Raw genomic sequence first — 16,699 nt, forward strand, 5'->3', positions numbered from 1 at the left:
TGCCGGTCAGGCGATCACGAAGCGCGCCGACTCGCCGTTTCGCACCGCGCTCGTGGCCATCCGCTTGTCGAACGTCGCCAGCCGCCCGCCGCGCTTCACCGCCAGCGCGAGCAGATAGGTATCGGTCACCTGTTCCGATGCCAGCAGGCGCTCGCGGTCGATCAGCGGCGAATCCAGCAGGCTGAGATCCGAAGCCCAGAAGACGTGGCCCGGGTGGCCGCACAGATCGGCCAGCAGTTCCGCGGCGACCGCGGTCGACGCCACCGCGTTGCCGTAGCGCGGGTGCGACATGATCCGCAGGGCGCCGTTCTGGGTGACACCGCAACTGGCCCACGAGGCGCCGGCCTCGGCGAACCACTCGTGCGCCAGCGCGTGGTGCGGATGCACCGGATCGAGCAGGGCCAGCAGGACGTTCACGTCCAGCAGCCAGGTGATGGCCCCGGGAAGCGACGGCTCGCCGGCGTCCTCTACCCGCAGGGCACGGGACCGGGTCATGGCGCGTCAGGAACCTCGTCGCGGAGCCTGTTGATCTCGTCCAGCGAGGTGGGGCGCGCATCCGGCCGCACCGGCATCAGGCGAATCCCGTTGCGGTAGCGCGCCGCCGCCGGCGCCGGTGCCAGCCCCTTGCGCGCCAGTTCGGAGACCACCTCGCCCAGGGTGCGCCCCTGCCGCGCGGCCAGCGCCTTCGCGGCGGCGAGCACGTCTTCGTCGAGTCGCAGGGTGGTACGCATGGCGTTGGCCGCATTACGGAGTGCATCGATCATCACGCATCAGGCATCTCCCGTCAACCCGTCGTCCGACGGCAGGCGCAGCGGCCTGGAGGCTGCCCTTCCTTATATAATTCGCAGTCCCGCCGAGGGGCGCTGCGACCGTGCACGGCACGGCCAGGCTCGCCGGGCAGCGAACCGCAACGGCGCCCGTGAACCCGCAATCCACCGCACTCACGGAGCATCCGCATGAACGCACAGGCCAAACCCTTCTCCGACCAAGGCGACTACAAGGTCGCCGACATCTCGCTGGCCGACTGGGGCCGCAAGGAAATCGACATCGCCGAGCACGAGATGCCGGGCCTGATGTCGATCCGCCGCAAGTACGCGCCCGAAGCGCCGCTCAAGGGCGTGCGGGTCACCGGCTCGCTGCACATGACGATCCAGACCGCGGTGCTGATCGAGACCCTGAAGGACATCGGCGCCGACGTGCGCTGGGCCTCGTGCAACATCTTCTCCACCCAGGACCAGGCCGCGGCCGCGATCGCCGCCGGCGGCACCCCGGTGTTCGCCTGGAAGGGCGAGACGCTGGAGGAGTACTGGGACTGCACGCTCGACGCGCTGTCGTTCCCCGACGGCAACGGCGGCTTCCTCGGCCCGCAGCTGGTCGTGGACGACGGCGGCGACGTCACCCTGCTGATCCACAAGGGCTACGAGCTCGAGCAGGGCGACGAGGGCTGGGTGAACAGCGCCTCCGGCAGCCACGAGGAGCAGGTCATCAAGAACCTGCTCAAGCGCGTGGCCCGGGAGCGCCCCGGCTTCTGGACCACCGTCGTGCGCGACTGGAAGGGCGTCTCCGAGGAGACCACCACCGGCGTGCATCGCCTCTACCACCTGGCCGAGGCCGGCAAGCTGCTGGTGCCGGCGATCAACGTCAACGACTCGGTCACCAAGAGCAAGTTCGACAACCTCTACGGCTGCCGCGAATCGCTGGCCGACGGCCTCAAGCGCGCGATGGACGTGATGCTGGCCGGCAAGGTCGCCGTGGTCTGCGGCTTCGGCGACGTCGGCAAGGGCTGCGCGCAGAGCCTGTCGGCCTACGGCGCGCGGGTGATCGTCACCGAGATCGACCCGATCTGCGCGCTGCAGGCGGCGATGGCCGGCTACGAGGTCAAGACCGTCGAGGACACCCTGGGCGAGGCCGACATCTACGTCACCACCACCGGCAACAAGGACATCATCCGCCTGGAGCACATGCAGGCGATGAAGGACCAGGCCATCGTCTGCAACATCGGCCACTTCGACAACGAGATCCAGGTGGACGCGCTGTACGCCTCGGGCGCGCAGAAGACCAACATCAAGCCGCAGGTGGACAAGTTCACCTTCGACAACGGCAACAGCATCTTCCTGCTCGCCGAGGGCCGCCTGGTGAACCTGGGCTGCGCGACCGGCCACCCGAGCTTCGTGATGTCGAACTCGTTCTCCAACCAGACGCTGGCGCAGATCGACCTGTGGGCGAACAAGGACGTCTACGAGCCGAAGGTCTACATCCTGCCGAAGAAGCTCGACGAGGAAGTGGCGCGGCTGCACCTGGAGAAGATCGGCGTGAAGCTGACCAAGCTCACCCCTGAGCAGGCCGAGTACCTGGGCGTACCGGTGGAAGGCCCGTACAAGCCGGAGCACTACCGCTACTGATCCGCGCTGCGGTGGATACGAAACGGGCGCCTCGCGGCGCCCGTTTTCGTTGGCCTAACGCCTGCGCAACAGCCACCAGGCGGCGAGCGCGGCGCCGGCGCCGGCCAGCGCCGCCTTGCCCGGCGACCGGCGCAGGTCGGCCGCCAGGCCTTCCGCCACGTCGACGCGGTCGGCGGCGATCAGCAGCAGCCAGTGCCCGATGTCGTTCTCGCTGCGACGGAACGCCGCCCGGCGGATCGCGCCGCTCAGGCCCTTCGGCGGCAGCCGCGTGCCGAACGTGCGCGAGTGCTCCGGACGTTCCGCCGAGCGCAGGATCTCGACGGTCATCGGCTGCTGCGGCGGCGGATCGCTCCATGGCACGTCCAGCCGCGGCGGCGTGCGCTCCATCGGCACCGCCGGACGGTTCTCTCGGTCCAGGTCGGATCCCCAGCCGGGGATGTGGGCGTACTGCTTGGCGCTGTCCATGTGGGTCTCCCGTTCGGTGCCGGCCATCACGCGGCATCCCGCGCCGACGGCGGGATGAGCACCGGCTTGATGCAGTGGTCGCGCTTGTTGACGAAGAGGTCGTAGGCGTCGGCGACGTCTTCCAGCGGGATGCGATGGGTGATGATCTCGCGCGGCGAAATGTGCCCGGCGCGGATGTGTTCGATCAGGCGCGGCAGGTGCCGCTTCACGCTGGCCTGGTTCATCCTCAGCGTGAGGCCCTTGTTGACCGCGTTGCCGATGGGAATCATGTTGAAGGTCGGGCCGTAGACGCCGACGATCGAGATCCTGCCGCCCTTGCGCGCGCTGTTGATCGCCCAGTGCAGCGCGATCGGCGAGCCGGCCTGCAGCATCATCGTCTTGCCGGTGAAGCTGTGGAAGGCGCTGCCGGTGGCGTCGCAGCCCACCGCATCGATGCACACGTCCGCGCCCAGCCAGTCGGTCATCTTCTTCAGGTGCGTGGCCATGTCGTCCACTTCGGTGAAATTCACCGTCTCGCAGTGGGCGAACTTCCTCGCGAACGCCAGGCGGTAGTCCTCGCGGTCGACCACGATCACGCGGCCGGCGCCGAAGAACCACGCGCTCTTGGCCGCGAACAGCCCGACCGGGCCCGCGCCGAACACCACCACGGTGTCGCCCTCGCGGATGCTGCCCATCTCCGCGGCCTGGTAGCCGGTCGGGAAGGCGTCGGTCAGCAGCACCGCATCCTCGATGTGGATGTCGTCGGGAATGAGGGTGGGACCGACGTCGGCGAAGGGCACCCGCACGTATTCGGCCTGGCCGCCATCGTAGCCGCCTGCGGTATGGGTATAGCCGTAGAAGCCGCCCATCGCGCTGGCTTGCGAGTTGACGTTGTGGCAGTTGCCGTAGAGCTCCTTCTGGCAGAAGAAGCAGCTGCCGCAGAAGATGTTGAACGGCACCAGCACGCGGTCGCCGGCTTTCAGGTTGCGCACCGACGGGCCGATCTCCTCGACCACGCCGCAGAACTCGTGGCCGATGATCGAGCCGACGCGGGTGTCGGGCACCAGGCCGTTGTAGATGTGGATGTCGGAGCCGCAGATGCACGAGCGGGTGACGCGCACGATCGCGTCGTTGGGATGCTCGATCTCGGGCTCGGCGACGCGCTCGATGCGCATCTTGCGCGGTCGGCGGTAGGTGGTGGCCAGCATGAGGCTCTCCGGTGGGGACGGACGCGGCCGGCAGCGCCGGCACGGCCCCGACCTTCTCGCGTCGCGAGTGAACGCAGCGCGTGGGGCGCGTCGTCGTCGCGTGGAGATCGCGCAGTCAGGAACCTCAGGACCGCCAGTTGGCGTTGGCCTCCCAGAACGCCACGCTGCGCCGATAGGCCTCGCGGTCCAGCGGCACGCCCGATCCGCCCTCCTCCACGCCGAGCGCGTTGCGCATCATGGTGATCGGGGCCATCGGGATCTCCTCCGGCTCCAGGGTGTAGAGGCAGCCGACCACGCCCCACTCGGCGTCGATCGGCGTGCCCTCCTTCGCCAGTTGCTCGCGGCTGTAGAGGATCGGGATGAGCCAGCGCGCCACCGGCGCCTCCAGGCCTTCGAACCAGCGCACCAGCACCGGCAGCTCCTCGCGCGTGCGCGCCTCGTAGGCGCTGCGCAGCAGGTGGCGGTTGGCGTCGGTGATCGGGATGGTCAGGCAGCGGGTCGAGGTCCAGTTGCGATGCGCGTGCAGGCGGCAGAACGGCGCGTAGCCGGCGATGACGCGCTCCGGCGGCGCCTCGTTGAGCCGGCGCTCGAAGGCCTCCGCGCTGCAATCGCGGATCGTGTTGGCCCGCGGGGGCGACGGGAACAGGCGCGCGCGGGCGAAGTCGGTGAGCACGATCGACATGGAACCTCCGGCGAAAAGGCCTCAGGGTAGCCGCCACGACGGGCCGCTGCGCACGGCGTGGCATCATCGGCCGCCCGCGCCCGCGATTCGCATCCATGACCCTGACCATCGACCGCCTGCGCGCCGCGCTTCAGCCGCTGGCGCCCACCCACCTCGAATTGATCGACGAAAGCCGCATGCACAGCCGCGGCCGCCAGACCCACTACAAGGCGGTGATCGCCAGCGAAGCGTTCGCGGGCCTCGGCCGCGTCCAGCGCCACCGGAAGGTCCATGCCGCGCTGGGGGCGCTGATGCAGGACATCCATGCCCTGGCGCTGCATGCCTGGACGCCGGAAGAATGGGCGCAGCGCCAGGGCAAGGCTCCGGACTCGCCGCGCTGCCGGGGCGGCGGCCGCCCCGGCGCGGACCCGCGCCCGGGCGAGACCACACATCCATCGCGATAAAGCGATAAACTGCGTCGGTTCCCAGCAGGCCCTCGCCATGGTTCCGCTCAGCTTCGAGTTCTACCCGCCCAAGACCGACGAGCAGCGCGCGCAGCTGGACCGCACCGCACGACGGCTGAAGACGCACGCGCCCGAATACGTGTCCTGCACCTTCGGCGCCGGCGGCTCGACGCTGAGCTACACCCCGGAGACCGTGCGCCGGCTGCACCAGCAGCACGGTTTCGAGGCCGCGCCGCACCTGTCCTGCGTCGGCGGCACGCGCGAGGAGATCCGCGAGTTGCTCAAGCTCTACCGCGCGATCGGCTGCCGCCGCCTGGTCGCGCTGCGCGGCGACCTGCCGTCTGGCATGGGCCACCCCGGCGACCTGCGCTATGCCGCCGAGCTGGTGGCCTTCATCCGCGCCGAGACCGGCCGCCACTTCCGCATCGAGGTGGCCGCCTATCCCGAGACCCACCCGCAGGCCGAGGACGCGCAGACCGATCTGCGCCACTTCAAGGCCAAGGTGGATGCCGGCGCCGATGCCGCGATCACCCAGTACTTCTACAACGCCGACGCGTACTTCCGCTTCGTCGAGGACGCGCGCCGGCTCGGCGTGCAGGTCCCCATCGTCCCCGGCGTGATGCCGATCGCCAATTTCTCCCAGCTGCGCCGCTTCTCCGAGGCCTGCGGCGCCGAAATCCCGCGCTGGATCGGCAGGCGCATGGCCGGCTACGGCGACGACGCCGCGGCGATCCGCGAATTCGCCGCCGACCTGGTGGCCGGCCTGTGCCGTCGCCTGATCGAGGGCGGCGCGCCGGCGCTGCACTTCTACACCCTCAACCTCGCCCGCCCGACCCAGGCGGTGCTCGCCCGCCTGCGCTGACCCGCGCCGGGCGCGCCCGGCCGAACTGCTAGGCTTGGGCCATGACCGTTTCTCCGCCCCCGCTGCTGGCGTTCGCCGCCGCGACGCTGGCGGCGCTCGCCGCCGTCGCGGCCTGCGGGCCGGCGCAGGCGCAGTCGCAGATCAACCGCTGCCGCAGCGCCGATGGGGTCACCGTGTACACCGACAAGCGCTGCAGCGACGTCGGCGCGGTGGCGGCCGGCCGGAGCGATGCCGACGGCGGCGCGCGGCGCGGTACGCGCGGATGCGCGCGCAACCTGCGCGACCTCGTCCACGAGGTCACCGCGGCCATCGATGGCCGCGACGCCAACCGGCTCGGCGGGGTCTACCACTTCGCCGGCATGTCGCACCGCGGCGGCTATGCGGTCATGGACCGCCTGGAACTGATCGTGCAGCGGCCGCTGATCGACATCGTCGCGCTGCGCCCGGCCGCCGCCGCGCCCGAGGCATCGTGGCCGGCGGTGCCCAGCGCGGCGCACGCCGCGGAGGCCACCGCGGCGGCCGCCCGGCGCCCGCCCACCGCCCTGCGCCTCGAGCAGGCCGGCCAGGACGGCGCCCGCAGGCGCATGCTGCTCTCGCTGCGGCGCCACATGGGCTGCTGGTGGGTGAGCCTCTGACGGCGGCCGGCCGGACCCGATGCGCCGGGTTCCGCCATGACGGTCACAAACGCACCGGCGAGCCGCTCACAGTCCCGGAGATCGGCCTGGGCCGCACTTTCTGAATGGCCACGGGGTCGCCCGCTCCGGACCTACTCTGGGCGGGCGTCGCCGCGACGTCGACGCTGGACACCCACCTTCAAGGAGTACGTCATGATCGTTCGCGTCTTCAGGCGACGCCTGCTCGCCGCCCTGCTCCTGTCCGGATTCGCAGCCGCGGCGACCGCGGCGCAACCGCCCCTGCTGGTCTCCCTGGTCCCGGGCGGCGCAGCGGCCAAGGCGGCCAGCGGCGACCGCGTGCTATCGGCGATCCGCGCGGAGCCTGCCACCGACACCATCGAGTCGGTCGCGGTGCAGGCCGCGCACCTCACCGAATCCACCCCCGCCCTCGACCTGCAACTCGCGCCCGGCCGCAGCATCCGCGCGCACCAGGACTACGCCTACGCCAACCCCGACGGCACCGTGGTCTGGTCGGGCCGGATCGAGGGCCTGGACGACCCCGCCGCGCGCCTGCGCCGCTTCGGCGACGCGGAGGCGCTCGAGGCATCGGACGCCTCGGTGCTGATCGTGCGCAACGGCGACAAGCTCACCGGCACCATCCGCGCCGGCGAGGACGTCTACCAGCTGCGCCCGCTGGCCGACGGCGGCCACGTGCTGAGCCGGCTCGACCTCAGCCGCATGCCGCCCGACCACCCGGCCGATTACCGCACGCAGCTGGTCCAGCCGCTGGACCTGGACGCCCTGGCCGAGCCCGCCGACAAGGCCAACACCGTGATCCGCGTCGGCGTGCTGGTCTCCAGTTCCGCGGCCAGCGCGATCGGCGACCTGACCGGCTTCGCCAACCTCGCCATCGCCGAGAGCAACCAGGGCTTCGCCAACAGCGGCATCCAGGTCACCCTGCAGCTGTCCTACCTGGGCACGACGAGCTACTCGGGCACCAACTTCAGCACCGCGCTCAGCCACTTCGCCGGCACCAGCGACGGCAACATGGACTCCTGGCACGCCACCCGCAACAGCACCGCCTCCGATCTCAGCGTGCTGATCATCAACAACAGTTCGTCCTGCGGAATCGGCTACCTCAATTCGAACGCGAGCACGGCCTTCAGCGTGACCCACTACGGCTGCGCCACCGGCTACTACACCTTCGCCCACGAGATCGGCCACAACTTCGGCGCGCACCACAACCCCGAGGCGCCGGCCAACAACACCATCTACCCCTACGGCCACGGCTACCTCGCCCCCGCCCGCACCTGGCGCACGGTGATGGCCTACAACTGCCCGAGCGGCTGCCCGCGGGTCAACTACTGGTCCAACCCGGGCGTCACCTACGGTGGCGTGCCGATGGGTACCGCGTCCACCCACGACAACGCGCGCGTGCTCAACCTGCGCCGCGCCACGGTGGCGGCGTTCCGCTGAGCGACCTCCGGCGGGCCCAGGGACGGGCTCGCCGCATTCGTCGGGGCGGCCGTGCCCGAGCGCCCGGGAGAATGGCAGAATGCCGCCTCCCCGGCACACAGGCGCGCGCGATGCAATACCCCGAATGGATCTGGCACAACGGCGAGATCAAGCCCTGGGCCGAGGCCACCACCCACGTGATGGCGCACGCGCTGCACTACGGTTCCTCGGTGTTCGAGGGCATCCGCTGCTACCGCACCCCCGACGGCCCGGCGATCTTCCGCCTCAGCGACCACAACCGTCGGCTCCACGCCTCGGCCAAGATCCACGACTTCGCCATCCCCTATTCGCTGGACGAGCTCAACGCCGCCACCCGCGAGGTGCTGCGCCGCAACCGCCTGGACGCGGCCTACATCCGCCCGGTGGCCTTCCGCGGCCTGGGCGGCTTCGGCCTGACCGCCGAGACCCCGATCGAGGTGTCCATCGGCGCCTGGCCCTGGGGCACCTACCTCGGCGAAGGCGTGCTGGAGAGCGGCATCGACGCCTGCGTGTCGAGCTGGCAGCGCTTCGCGCCCAACACCATCCCCGCCGGCGCCAAGGCCGGCGGCAACTACCTGTCCGGCCAGCTGGTGGCGCGCGAGGCGCGGCGGCTGGGCTTCGGCGAGGGCATCGCCCTGGCCTCCACCGGGCTGCTGTCCGAAGGCGCCGGGGAGAACCTGTTCCTGGTCTTCGACGGCGTGCTGCACACCCCGCCGGTCAGCGCCGCCCTGCTCAACGGCATCACCCGCCACAGCCTGATCGTGCTGGCCCGCCAGGCCGGGCTGGAGGTGGTGGAGCGCGACATGCCGCGCGAGTACCTGTACCTGTGCGACGAGCTGTTCATGTGCGGCACCGCCGCCGAGATCACCCCGATCCGCTCGGTCGACGGCCGCCAGGTCGGCGAGGGCCGCGCCGGGCCGGTGACGCGGCGGCTGCAGGAACTGTTCTTCGGCCTCTTCGACGGCCGCACGCCGGACGTCCACGGCTGGCTGGAGCGGGTGTAGCGCGCCGCGCGCCCGGGCGCGCGCGATGCGCCTACGGCGGCCGGACCAGGCGGAAGGTCAGGTTGATCCGCGGGCCGACCGGCTTCGCGGTCTTCGGCAGCGCGTGGCGGTAGCGGCGCTGGGTGTCGCCGGCCATCAGCAGCAGGCTGCCGTGCGGCAACGCCAGGGCCAGCCGGGCGTCGCCCGTGCGTGCCTTGAGCGCGAAGCGGCGCGGCGCGCCCAGGCTCAGCGAGGCGATCAGCGGCCGCGGCCCCAGCTCCGGCTCGTCGTCGCTGTGCCAGCCCATGCCGTCGCGGCCGTCGCGGTACAGGTTGGCCAGCACGCTGTTGAACGCGGCGCCGGTCGCCGCCTCCAGCCGCGCCCGCAGCGCCTGCAGCGCCGGCGGCCACGGATGCGGGGCGAAGCGCGCGCCCGAGTAGCGGTAGACGGCCCCCGGATCGCCGATCCACAGGCTCAGCCGCGGGCTGGCGACCTCGCGGCCGAACAGGCGGATGCGATGGGTCTCCCACGGCAGGTCGCGCTGCAGCATCGCGAGCAGCGCATCGGCCTCGGCGCCCGGCAGCCAGGCGGGGTCGAAGCGCAGGTCGGCGCCGGGCAGGGGCAGCGGTTCGAGCGGCACGGCGGCGCGGGCGTCCTTCGCGATGGAGCCCTTCAATTTGCCGCATTCACGCCTGAACCGCGACAATCGCGGCCTGCGACCCGGGAGCCAGCATGAACCAGCCAGCCGACGCCATCGAACGCGACGTGATGGAGTACGACGTCGTCACCGTGGGCGCCGGGCCCGCGGGCCTGTCGTTCGCGATCCGCCTGAAGCAGCTGAACCCGGAGCTGTCGGTCTGCGTGATCGAGAAGTCCAGCACCATCGGCGCCCACATCCTCTCCGGCGCGGTGATCGAGCCCGGCCCGCTGGACGCGCTGCTGCCCGGCTGGCGCGAGGCGCCGCCGCCGGTCTGCGTGCCGGCGAAGGAGGACGAGTTCTGGCTGCTGACCCGGGACGGCGGGCGCAAGGCGCCGATCGTGCCGCCGGGCATGCGCAACCACGGCAACTTCATCGTCTCGCTGGGCGCCCTGTGCGCCTGGCTCGCGCCGCAGGCCGAGGCGCTGGGCGTGGAGATCTACCCGGGCTTCGCCGCCGCCGAGACCCTGCACGACGAGGACGGCACCGTACTGGGCGTGCGCATCGGCGACATGGGCATCGCCCGCGACGGCAGCCACAAGCCCGGCTACACACCCGGGATCGACATCCGCGCCAAGGTCACCGTGCTCGCCGAGGGCGCGCGCGGCCACCTGACCAAGCGCCTGGTGCGCCGCTTCGGGCTCGACGCCGACAGCGATCCGCAGGCCTACTCGATCGGCATCAAGGAACTGTGGCAATTGCCGGCCGGCCGGGCGCAGCCGGGCAAGATCGTCCACACCCTCGGCTGGCCGGCCGACAACCGCACCTACGGCGGCAGCTTCCTCTACCACCTGGAGCACGACCAGGTGGCGATCGGCTACGTCAGCGGGCTGGACTACCGCGACCCGGAATACGCGCCCTACGAAGCGTTCCAGCAGTGGAAACACCACCCGCTGATCAAGCCGCTGCTGGAAGGCGGCAACATTCTCTCCGCCGGCGCGCGCGCCATCGTCACCGGCGGCTGGCAGTCGCTGCCCAGGGTGGAGATGCCCGGCGCACTGCTGATCGGCGACGCCGCCGGGCTGCTCAACGTCCCCAAGATCAAGGGCACCCACCAGGCCGTGCGCAGCGGCATGCTCGCCGCCGAACACCTCGTCGAGAACGCACTGGCGCCGACCGGCTTCGACGCCACCCTGCGTGCCTCCGAGGCCGTGCGCGAGCTGCACAAGGTGCGCAACATCAAGCCCGGCTTCAAGCGCGGCCTGTGGTTCGGCCTGGCCAACGGCGCCTGGGAGACCGCGACCGCCGGCAAGTCGCCATGGACGCTGAAGGTGACGCCGGACTGGTCCTCGCTCGACCGCCTCGACGCCCGCGCCGGCGCGCAGGAGCGGCCCCGGCGCGACTACGTGCAGCGCACGCTGCCCCCGCGCGACCGCCTGGCCGGGGTGTACTTCGCCGCCACCGAGCACGACGAGGACCAGCCGGTGCATCTGCACGTGCACGACACCTCGATCTGCGTCACCCGCTGCGTGGAGGAGTACGGCAACCCCTGCACGCGCTTCTGCCCGGCCGCGGTCTACGAGATCGTCGAGGATGCCCAGGCCGAGCACGGCAAGCGCCTGCAGATCAACGCCGCCAACTGCGTGCACTGCAAGACCTGCGACATCAAGGACCCCTACGAGATCATCACCTGGGTCACCCCCGAGGGCGGCTCTGGGCCGAACTACCAGAACCTGTGAGCGGGGCGCGCGCCGCGCTGGTCGCCATGGGCTGGCGCATCGGTCGCATCGGCTACCGCCTGCGTAACACCTGGGCTGGCCTGCGCCGCCGCGGGTTGCGCGGCTCGGTCGAGGCGATCGCTGCGGAGCTGCGGCGACGTGCCACGATGTCGGCGGAGCCGATGGCCGCTAGTACGTTGCCGGCCGGCGACACGGTCGCCGACGTGCTCGTCATCGACCAGATGCTGCCCGATCCCACTCGCGATTCCGGTTCGGTACGCCTGCTGGCGATCTTACGACTGCTGCAGGCTAGTGGTCGCCGGGTCGCCTTCATGCCCGACAACGGTCGCGACGTGCCGGAAGCCTCTGCACGACTGCGCGCGATAGGCGTGGCGCTGATCGGCTTGCCCGGCGCCCCGGCGCTGCCCGCGTGGCTGAAGGCCGCAGCCGGACGCCGCGCCATGGTGCTGTTGTGCCGCTGCGAAGTCGCCAGCCGCCACCTGTCGCTGGTCCGCGCCCTGGCACCCGACGCGCTGGCGGTCTTCGACACCGTCGACCTGCACCACCTGCGCGAGCGCCGCGCGGCACGGCGCGCAGGAGATGCGCGGGGACTCGCCCGCGTACGCCGCATCGAGCGCATGGAACTCGATCTGGTCGCACGCTGCGACGCCACCTTGGTGGTCAGCACGGTCGAGCGAGACTACGTTGCCGAGCGTTGCCCCCAGGCACGCATCGAGGTATTGAGCAACGTGCACGAGGCGCGGGGTCCTGGGCCGGCCTTCACGGCACGACACGGGATGATCTTCATCGGCGGTTTCGGCCACCCACCCAACCGCGAGGCGGTCGCCTGGCTGGTCGGCGAGATCCTGCCGCGCGTGCGCGAAGCGCTGCCGGGCCTGCCGCTGCACCTGGTCGGCGACGTGCCCCCCAAGGACGCCGCTGCGCTGGAGCGCGCCGGCGTGACCGTGCATGGCCGGGTCGTCGAGCTGGCGCCGCTGCTCGACGCCGCGCGGGTAAGCGTGGCACCGCTTCTCTCGGGTGCGGGGGTCAAGGGCAAGATTAATACCGCCATGAGCCACGGCCTGCCGGTGGTCACGACCCGGATCGGCGCCGAGGGCATGCACTTGGCGCACGGGCACGACGCCTTGATCGTCGAGGACGCCTCGGCCTTCGCCGCTGCGGTCGTGGACTTGCACGAGGACGAGGCGCTGTGGAACCGGCTCGTGCGCGGCGGCCTGGAGAACGTCGAGGCGCACTTTTCCCCCGCCGCAGCCGCACGCACGCTAGAGGCGCTGCTGCCGCGTCCGGCAGGAACGGCACGGGGGCCCACGTAACCGCGGCCGCCAGGAGCGCGGGCCCGCGCGGTCATTGCCGCGGGGCGCCGCTTTAATAGCGCGGTTCGCGGTGCCAGGCCCAGGCGGTGGCGATGATCTCGCCAATGTCGGTATAGGCCGGGCGCCAACCCAGACGTTCGCGTGCGAGCGCGCTGGAGGCCACCAGTACCGCCGGGTCGCCCGGCCGCCGCGCGCCCACCGTGAAGGGCACTTCGCACCCGACGACCGCGCGGGCGGCCGCGATCACCTCCAGCACGCTGAAGCCGTCGCCGTTACCGAGGTTGAAAGCGTGCGCGCCCGGCGCCGCATCCATGTAGTCCAGCGCAGCCAGGTGCGCGGCGGCGAGGTCATCCACGTGCACGTAGTCGCGCACGCAGGTGCCGTCGCGCGTGGGATAGTCCGCCCCATGGACGGTCAGCCCATGGCCCTCGCCGCGCATCGCGCGCAGCACGTTGGGGATCAGGTGGGTCTCGGGATCGTGCGACTCGCCGATCCTGCCCGTGGGGGCGGCGCCGGCCGCGTTGAAGTAACGCAACGAGACGGAACGCAGCCCGTAGCCGGCCGCGGCATCGGCGAGCATGCGCTCGACCATGGCCTTGCTGGCGCCGTAAGGGTTGATCGGCGCGATCGGGTGCGTCTCGTCGATGGCGTCGCTGCGCGGCTCGCCGTAGACCGCGGCGGTGGACGAAAACACCAGCCGCTCGACGCCGGCGCCTCGCATCGCCTGCAGCAGGCGCAGGGTGCCGGCGACGTTGTTCTCGTAGTAGGCGAGCGGCGCGCGCACTGATTCGGCGACCAAAGAACGCGCGGCGAAGTGCATGACCGCATCGAAGCGTCCGCCGGCGAAAGCCGCTTCCAGATCGCCCGGGCGCAACAAGTCGCCTTCGACCAGCGGCGCATCGTCCACCGCGGCACGATGGCCGGTGGAGAGGTTGTCGAACACCACGGCCTCATGGCCGGCGGCCGCCAGGTGGGCGAGCATGTGCGAGCCGATATAGCCGGCGCCGCCGCAGACCAGGACCCTCACCCGCGACTCCGATGAACGACCGCTCCGTTAAGCGGCGGACACGATCGAGCGGCCGCGACCGATGCCATAGTAGGCGACTCCGAACGATTCGATTTCCGCCGGATCGTACAGGTTCCGCCCGTCGAACACGACCCGGTCGGCGAGCGCGCCCAGCAACCCGCGATCTGGACTACGGAACTCGCGCCATTCGGTCACGATCGCGAGCGCATCGGCACCGGCGACGGCCTCGGCCGCGGAACGGCACAGGCGCAGATCCGGCCGCTCGCCATACAGGCGCCTGGCCTCGTCCGCAGCCTCGGGGTCGTAGGCCTGCACCGTCGCGCCGGCCGCCCAGAGCTGCTCGAGCAGGCGGCGGCTGGAGGCCTCGCGCATGTCATCGGTGTCCGGCTTGAACGCCAGCCCCCACACGGCGAAGGTCTTGCCCGCCGGCTCGGCGCCATAGTGACGCCGGACGAGCGAGTAGAGGTGTTCTTTCTGCCGCGCGTTGACCGCCTCCACCGCCTCGAGCAGCTGCGGCGCCACCCCGAGCTTCTGCGCGGTGCGCACCAGCGCCTGCACGTCCTTGGGAAAGCAGGACCCGCCATAGCCGGCGCCCGGATAGATGAAGTGCCAGCCGATGCGCGGATCCGAACCGATCCCCAGGCGCACCCGCTCGATGTCGGCGCCCACGCGCTCGGCGATGTTCGCCATCTCGTTCATGAAGCTGATCTTGGTGGCCAGCATCGCGTTGGCCGCGTACTTGGTCAGCTCCGCGGACGTCACGTCCATCACCACGAAACGATCGTGATTGCGCACGAACGGCGCGTACAGGCGCTGCAGGGCCAGTGCGGCGTCCTCGTCGTCGGTGCCGATGACGATGCGGTCGGGATGCATGCAGTCCTTGACCGCCGCGCCCTCCTTCAGGAACTCCGGATTGGAGACGACCTCGAACTTCAGCTCCAGCCCGCGGCGCTCGAGCTGGGCCGCCACCTCGCGCCGGACCAGCGCCGCGGTGCCGACCGGCACGGTGGACTTGTTGACCACGATCGCGGGCGCGGCGAGATGCTCGCCGATGGTGCGCGCCACCGCCAGCACGTGCCGCAGGTCGGCGCTGCCGTCCTCGTCGGGCGGCGTGCCGACGGCGATGAAGAGCAGTTCGTTGGCCTCGATCGCCGGGCCGGGCTCGGTGGTGAAGCGCAGCCGCCCGGCCGCGTGGTTGCTGCGGACGAGGCCCTCCAGGCCCGGCTCGTAGAACGGAACGATCCCGTCGCGGAGCCCCTGGACCCGGGCTTCGTCGATATCGACGCAGGTCACGTCATGGCCGATCTCGGCAAGACACGCCCCGGTGGCCAGGCCGACGTAGCCCGCGCCGAAGATCGCGACCTTCATTCGCACACCCGCTCCTGGCGACAGGCGGACTCTAGTGCGCGATTGTTACAAACGGCACGCCGGTCTTCTCCCGCAGCTCGTCCAGGCCCACGCCGTCGGCCGTCTCCACCAGCACCAGTCCGTCCGGCGCGACGTCGAACACCGCCAGGTCGGTGATGATGCGATCCACCACCCCGACGCCGGTCAGCGGCAGCGTGCACTCGGGCAGGATCTTGTGGCTACCGTCCTTCGCCACGTGCTCCATCAGCACCACCACGCGCTTGACCCCGGCGACCAGGTCCATCGCGCCGCCCATGCCCTTGACCATCTTGCCGGGCACCATCCAGTTGGCCAGGTCGCCGCGATGGGTCACCTGCATCGCGCCCAGGATCGCCAGGTCGATGTGGCCGCCGCGGATCATCGCGAACGAGTCGTGGCTGCCGAAGTAGCTGGCGCCCTTGCGCGCGGTGACGGTCTGCTTGCCGGCGTTGATCAGGTCGGCATCCACCTCGTCCTCGGTCGGGAACGGACCGATGCCGAGCAGGCCGTTCTCCGACTGCAGCCAGACGTCGACCCCGTCGGGGATGTGATTGGCCACCAGCGTCGGCAGGCCGATGCCGAGGTTGACGTAGGCGCCGTCGGTCAGCTCGCGCGCGGCGCGCGCGGCCATCTGGTCGCGGGTCCAGGCCATCAGTGTTCTCCTGTCTGGCGCACGGTGCGCTGTTCGATGCGCTTCTCCGGCGTTGCGTTGACGACGATGCGATCGACATAGATGCCCGGCAGGTGCACGTGGTCCGGGTCGATGTCGCCGATTTCCACCAGTTCCTCCACCTCGGCCACGCAGATCTTGCCGGCCATCGCGCAGGCCGGGTTGAAGTTGCGCGCGGTCTTGCGGAACACCAGATTGCCGGCGCGATCGGCCTTCCACGCCTTGACCAGCGCGACGTCGGCCACCAGCGCGGTCTCCAGCACGTAGTGCTTGCCGTCGAACTCCCGGGTTTCCTTGCCCTCGGCGACGATGGTGCCGTAGCCGGTGGCGGTGAAGAACGCCGGGATGCCCGCGCCGCCGGCGCGCAGGCGCTCGGCCAGCGTGCCCTGCGGATTGAACTCCAGCTCCAGCTCGCCGCCCAGGTACTGGCGCTCGAATTCCTTGTTCTCGCCCACGTAGGAGGAAATCATCTTGCGGATCTGCCGCGTCTCCAGCAGTTGGCCGAGGCCGAAGCCGTCGACGCCGGCGTTGTTGGAGATGACCGTCAGTCCGGAGACCCCGGAATCGCGCAGCGCGGCGATCAGCGCCTCGGGGATGCCGCACAGGCCGAAGCCGCCGACCGCCAGGGTCTGGTCGTCGGCGACGACGCCGTCGAGCGCGGCGCGCGCATTGGGAAAGAGCTTGCCGGCGCCGTGTGCGGCGCGCTCGGGAGAGGTCGTTTCGCTCATCGGGCGGTCTCGCGCGGGGATGGCCCGCCATTCTAGCCCGAGCCGCCCGCCGTGCCCTTGGACCTTC

At 70.9% G+C, this 16,699-nt stretch carries 18 protein-coding genes and 1 riboswitch; of the genes, 8 read left to right on the plus strand and 10 right to left on the minus strand.

The window, feature by feature from the left end; genetic code table 11:
* Positions 1 to 6 precede the first annotated feature (6 nt).
* Positions 7 to 495, minus strand: a complete 489-nt coding sequence (locus tag Z164_RS0114930) for a TA system VapC family ribonuclease toxin (protein ID WP_201769604.1) — start codon at positions 493 to 495, stop codon at positions 7 to 9.
* Positions 492 to 731, minus strand: a complete 240-nt coding sequence (locus Z164_RS0114935) for a CopG family transcriptional regulator (protein WP_024891488.1) — start codon at positions 729 to 731, stop codon at positions 492 to 494. The genes Z164_RS0114930 and Z164_RS0114935 overlap by 4 nt, the downstream gene beginning before the upstream one ends.
* Positions 732 to 849: 118 nt before the next feature.
* Positions 850 to 926, plus strand: a riboswitch (S-adenosyl-L-homocysteine riboswitch).
* A 30-nt stretch (positions 927 to 956) separates the two neighbouring features.
* Here Z164_RS0114935 and ahcY point away from each other — a divergent pair.
* A complete protein-coding gene (ahcY, locus tag Z164_RS0114940; protein ID WP_024891489.1) occupies positions 957 to 2,402 on the plus strand; it encodes an adenosylhomocysteinase in 1,446 nt (481 codons plus the stop codon).
* 54 nt (positions 2,403 to 2,456) lie between these two features.
* Here ahcY and Z164_RS0114945 read toward each other — a convergent pair whose 3' ends face one another.
* The 3 genes from Z164_RS0114945 to Z164_RS0114955 all read right to left on the minus strand — a co-directional run bounded on the left by Z164_RS0114945 (position 2,457) and on the right by Z164_RS0114955 (position 4,736).
* A complete protein-coding gene (locus Z164_RS0114945; RefSeq protein ID WP_024891490.1) occupies positions 2,457 to 2,894 on the minus strand; it encodes a hypothetical protein in 438 nt (145 codons plus the stop codon).
* A complete protein-coding gene (locus Z164_RS0114950) occupies positions 2,894 to 4,054 on the minus strand; it encodes a zinc-dependent alcohol dehydrogenase (RefSeq protein WP_024891491.1) in 1,161 nt (386 codons plus the stop codon). The genes Z164_RS0114945 and Z164_RS0114950 overlap by 1 nt, the downstream gene beginning before the upstream one ends.
* A 124-nt stretch (positions 4,055 to 4,178) precedes the next feature.
* Positions 4,179 to 4,736 (minus strand): DUF3228 family protein, encoded by a 558-nt coding sequence (locus tag Z164_RS0114955; RefSeq protein WP_024891492.1) that lies wholly within the window; start codon positions 4,734 to 4,736, stop codon positions 4,179 to 4,181.
* Positions 4,737 to 4,831: 95 nt separating this feature from the next.
* On the opposite strand from Z164_RS0114955, the gene Z164_RS0114960 reads away from it, so the two are divergent.
* The 5 genes from Z164_RS0114960 to Z164_RS0114980 all read left to right on the plus strand — a co-directional run bounded on the left by Z164_RS0114960 (position 4,832) and on the right by Z164_RS0114980 (position 9,153).
* Positions 4,832 to 5,179, plus strand: a complete 348-nt coding sequence (locus Z164_RS0114960) for a BolA family protein (protein WP_024891493.1) — start codon at positions 4,832 to 4,834, stop codon at positions 5,177 to 5,179.
* Positions 5,180 to 5,216: 37 nt separating this feature from the next.
* Positions 5,217 to 6,041 (plus strand): methylenetetrahydrofolate reductase [NAD(P)H], encoded by an 825-nt coding sequence (gene metF / locus Z164_RS0114965; protein WP_024891494.1) that lies wholly within the window; start codon positions 5,217 to 5,219, stop codon positions 6,039 to 6,041.
* A 41-nt stretch (positions 6,042 to 6,082) separates the two neighbouring features.
* Positions 6,083 to 6,676 carry a hypothetical protein gene (locus Z164_RS0114970; RefSeq protein ID WP_024891495.1) on the plus strand — a complete coding sequence of 198 codons (594 nt, stop codon included), beginning with the start codon at positions 6,083 to 6,085 and terminating at the stop codon, positions 6,674 to 6,676.
* 192 nt (positions 6,677 to 6,868) lie between these two features.
* Entirely contained in the window at positions 6,869 to 8,131 is a 1,263-nt protein-coding gene (locus tag Z164_RS0114975) for a M12 family metallo-peptidase (protein ID WP_024891496.1), read from the plus strand.
* Positions 8,132 to 8,241: 110 nt separating this feature from the next.
* Positions 8,242 to 9,153: a branched-chain amino acid transaminase gene (locus Z164_RS0114980; protein WP_024891497.1), complete on the plus strand. Its 912-nt coding sequence runs from the start codon at positions 8,242 to 8,244 to the stop codon at positions 9,151 to 9,153.
* A 31-nt stretch (positions 9,154 to 9,184) separates the two neighbouring features.
* Here Z164_RS0114980 and Z164_RS0114985 read toward each other — a convergent pair whose 3' ends face one another.
* Positions 9,185 to 9,808 (minus strand): alpha-ketoglutarate-dependent dioxygenase AlkB family protein, encoded by a 624-nt coding sequence (locus Z164_RS0114985; RefSeq protein ID WP_236621807.1) that lies wholly within the window; start codon positions 9,806 to 9,808, stop codon positions 9,185 to 9,187.
* 56 nt (positions 9,809 to 9,864) lie between these two features.
* Here Z164_RS0114985 and Z164_RS0114990 point away from each other — a divergent pair, with 56 nt between their 5' ends.
* Positions 9,865 to 11,508, plus strand: coding sequence for an electron transfer flavoprotein-ubiquinone oxidoreductase (locus Z164_RS0114990; protein ID WP_043690270.1), 1,644 nt, complete (start codon positions 9,865 to 9,867; stop codon positions 11,506 to 11,508).
* Complete coding sequence (locus Z164_RS20720) at positions 11,505 to 12,821, plus strand: glycosyltransferase (protein ID WP_024891500.1); 1,317 nt, start codon at positions 11,505 to 11,507, stop codon at positions 12,819 to 12,821. Before Z164_RS0114990 ends, Z164_RS20720 begins: the two co-directional genes overlap by 4 nt.
* Positions 12,822 to 12,873: 52 nt before the next feature.
* On the opposite strand, the gene galE is transcribed toward Z164_RS20720, so the two are convergent.
* From galE to Z164_RS0115015, 4 genes are read right to left on the minus strand one after another with little or no spacing between them, the layout of a single operon-like run.
* A complete protein-coding gene (gene galE / locus Z164_RS0115000; protein WP_024891501.1) occupies positions 12,874 to 13,848 on the minus strand; it encodes a UDP-glucose 4-epimerase GalE in 975 nt (324 codons plus the stop codon).
* A gap of 27 nt (positions 13,849 to 13,875) precedes the next feature.
* The gene (locus tag Z164_RS0115005) at positions 13,876 to 15,216 is read right to left on the minus strand and encodes a UDP-glucose dehydrogenase family protein (RefSeq protein WP_024891502.1); all 1,341 of its coding nucleotides are present in this window, start codon (positions 15,214 to 15,216) and stop codon (positions 13,876 to 13,878) included.
* Positions 15,217 to 15,247: 31 nt separating this feature from the next.
* Positions 15,248 to 15,886: a CoA transferase subunit B gene (locus Z164_RS0115010; RefSeq protein WP_024891503.1), complete on the minus strand. Its 639-nt coding sequence runs from the start codon at positions 15,884 to 15,886 to the stop codon at positions 15,248 to 15,250.
* Entirely contained in the window at positions 15,886 to 16,632 is a 747-nt protein-coding gene (locus tag Z164_RS0115015) for a CoA transferase subunit A (protein ID WP_024891504.1), read from the minus strand. The genes Z164_RS0115010 and Z164_RS0115015 overlap by 1 nt, the downstream gene beginning before the upstream one ends.
* Between the last annotated feature and the right edge of the window lie 67 nt (positions 16,633 to 16,699).

The sequence above is a fragment of the Luteimonas huabeiensis HB2 genome, from assembly GCF_000559025.1.
GTDB lineage: Bacteria > Pseudomonadota > Gammaproteobacteria > Xanthomonadales > Xanthomonadaceae > Luteimonas > Luteimonas huabeiensis.

What these genes read in the sequence shown, in the direction of transcription:
- Z164_RS0115005 (WP_024891502.1), bottom strand. Translation starts at nt 15,216, where the DNA reads ATGAAGGTCGCGATCTTCGGCGCGGGCTACGTCGGCCTGGCCACCGGG.
- Z164_RS0114960 (WP_024891493.1), top strand. Translation starts at nt 4,832, where the DNA reads ATGACCCTGACCATCGACCGCCTGCGCGCCGCGCTTCAGCCGCTGGCG.
- Z164_RS0114990 (WP_043690270.1), top strand. Translation starts at nt 9,865, where the DNA reads ATGAACCAGCCAGCCGACGCCATCGAACGCGACGTGATGGAGTACGAC.
- Z164_RS0115015 (WP_024891504.1), bottom strand. Translation starts at nt 16,632, where the DNA reads ATGAGCGAAACGACCTCTCCCGAGCGCGCCGCACACGGCGCCGGCAAG.
- Z164_RS0114980 (WP_024891497.1), top strand. Translation starts at nt 8,242, where the DNA reads ATGCAATACCCCGAATGGATCTGGCACAACGGCGAGATCAAGCCCTGG.
- Z164_RS0114935 (WP_024891488.1), bottom strand. Translation starts at nt 731, where the DNA reads ATGCGTACCACCCTGCGACTCGACGAAGACGTGCTCGCCGCCGCGAAG.
- Z164_RS0114970 (WP_024891495.1), top strand. Translation starts at nt 6,083, where the DNA reads ATGACCGTTTCTCCGCCCCCGCTGCTGGCGTTCGCCGCCGCGACGCTG.
- Z164_RS0115010 (WP_024891503.1), bottom strand. Translation starts at nt 15,886, where the DNA reads ATGGCCTGGACCCGCGACCAGATGGCCGCGCGCGCCGCGCGCGAGCTG.
- ahcY (WP_024891489.1), top strand. Translation starts at nt 957, where the DNA reads ATGAACGCACAGGCCAAACCCTTCTCCGACCAAGGCGACTACAAGGTC.
- Z164_RS0114930 (WP_201769604.1), bottom strand. Translation starts at nt 495, where the DNA reads ATGACCCGGTCCCGTGCCCTGCGGGTAGAGGACGCCGGCGAGCCGTCG.
- Z164_RS0114955 (WP_024891492.1), bottom strand. Translation starts at nt 4,736, where the DNA reads ATGTCGATCGTGCTCACCGACTTCGCCCGCGCGCGCCTGTTCCCGTCG.
- Z164_RS0114945 (WP_024891490.1), bottom strand. Translation starts at nt 2,894, where the DNA reads ATGGCCGGCACCGAACGGGAGACCCACATGGACAGCGCCAAGCAGTAC.
- metF (WP_024891494.1), top strand. Translation starts at nt 5,217, where the DNA reads ATGGTTCCGCTCAGCTTCGAGTTCTACCCGCCCAAGACCGACGAGCAG.
- Z164_RS0114975 (WP_024891496.1), top strand. Translation starts at nt 6,869, where the DNA reads ATGATCGTTCGCGTCTTCAGGCGACGCCTGCTCGCCGCCCTGCTCCTG.
- Z164_RS0114950 (WP_024891491.1), bottom strand. Translation starts at nt 4,054, where the DNA reads ATGCTGGCCACCACCTACCGCCGACCGCGCAAGATGCGCATCGAGCGC.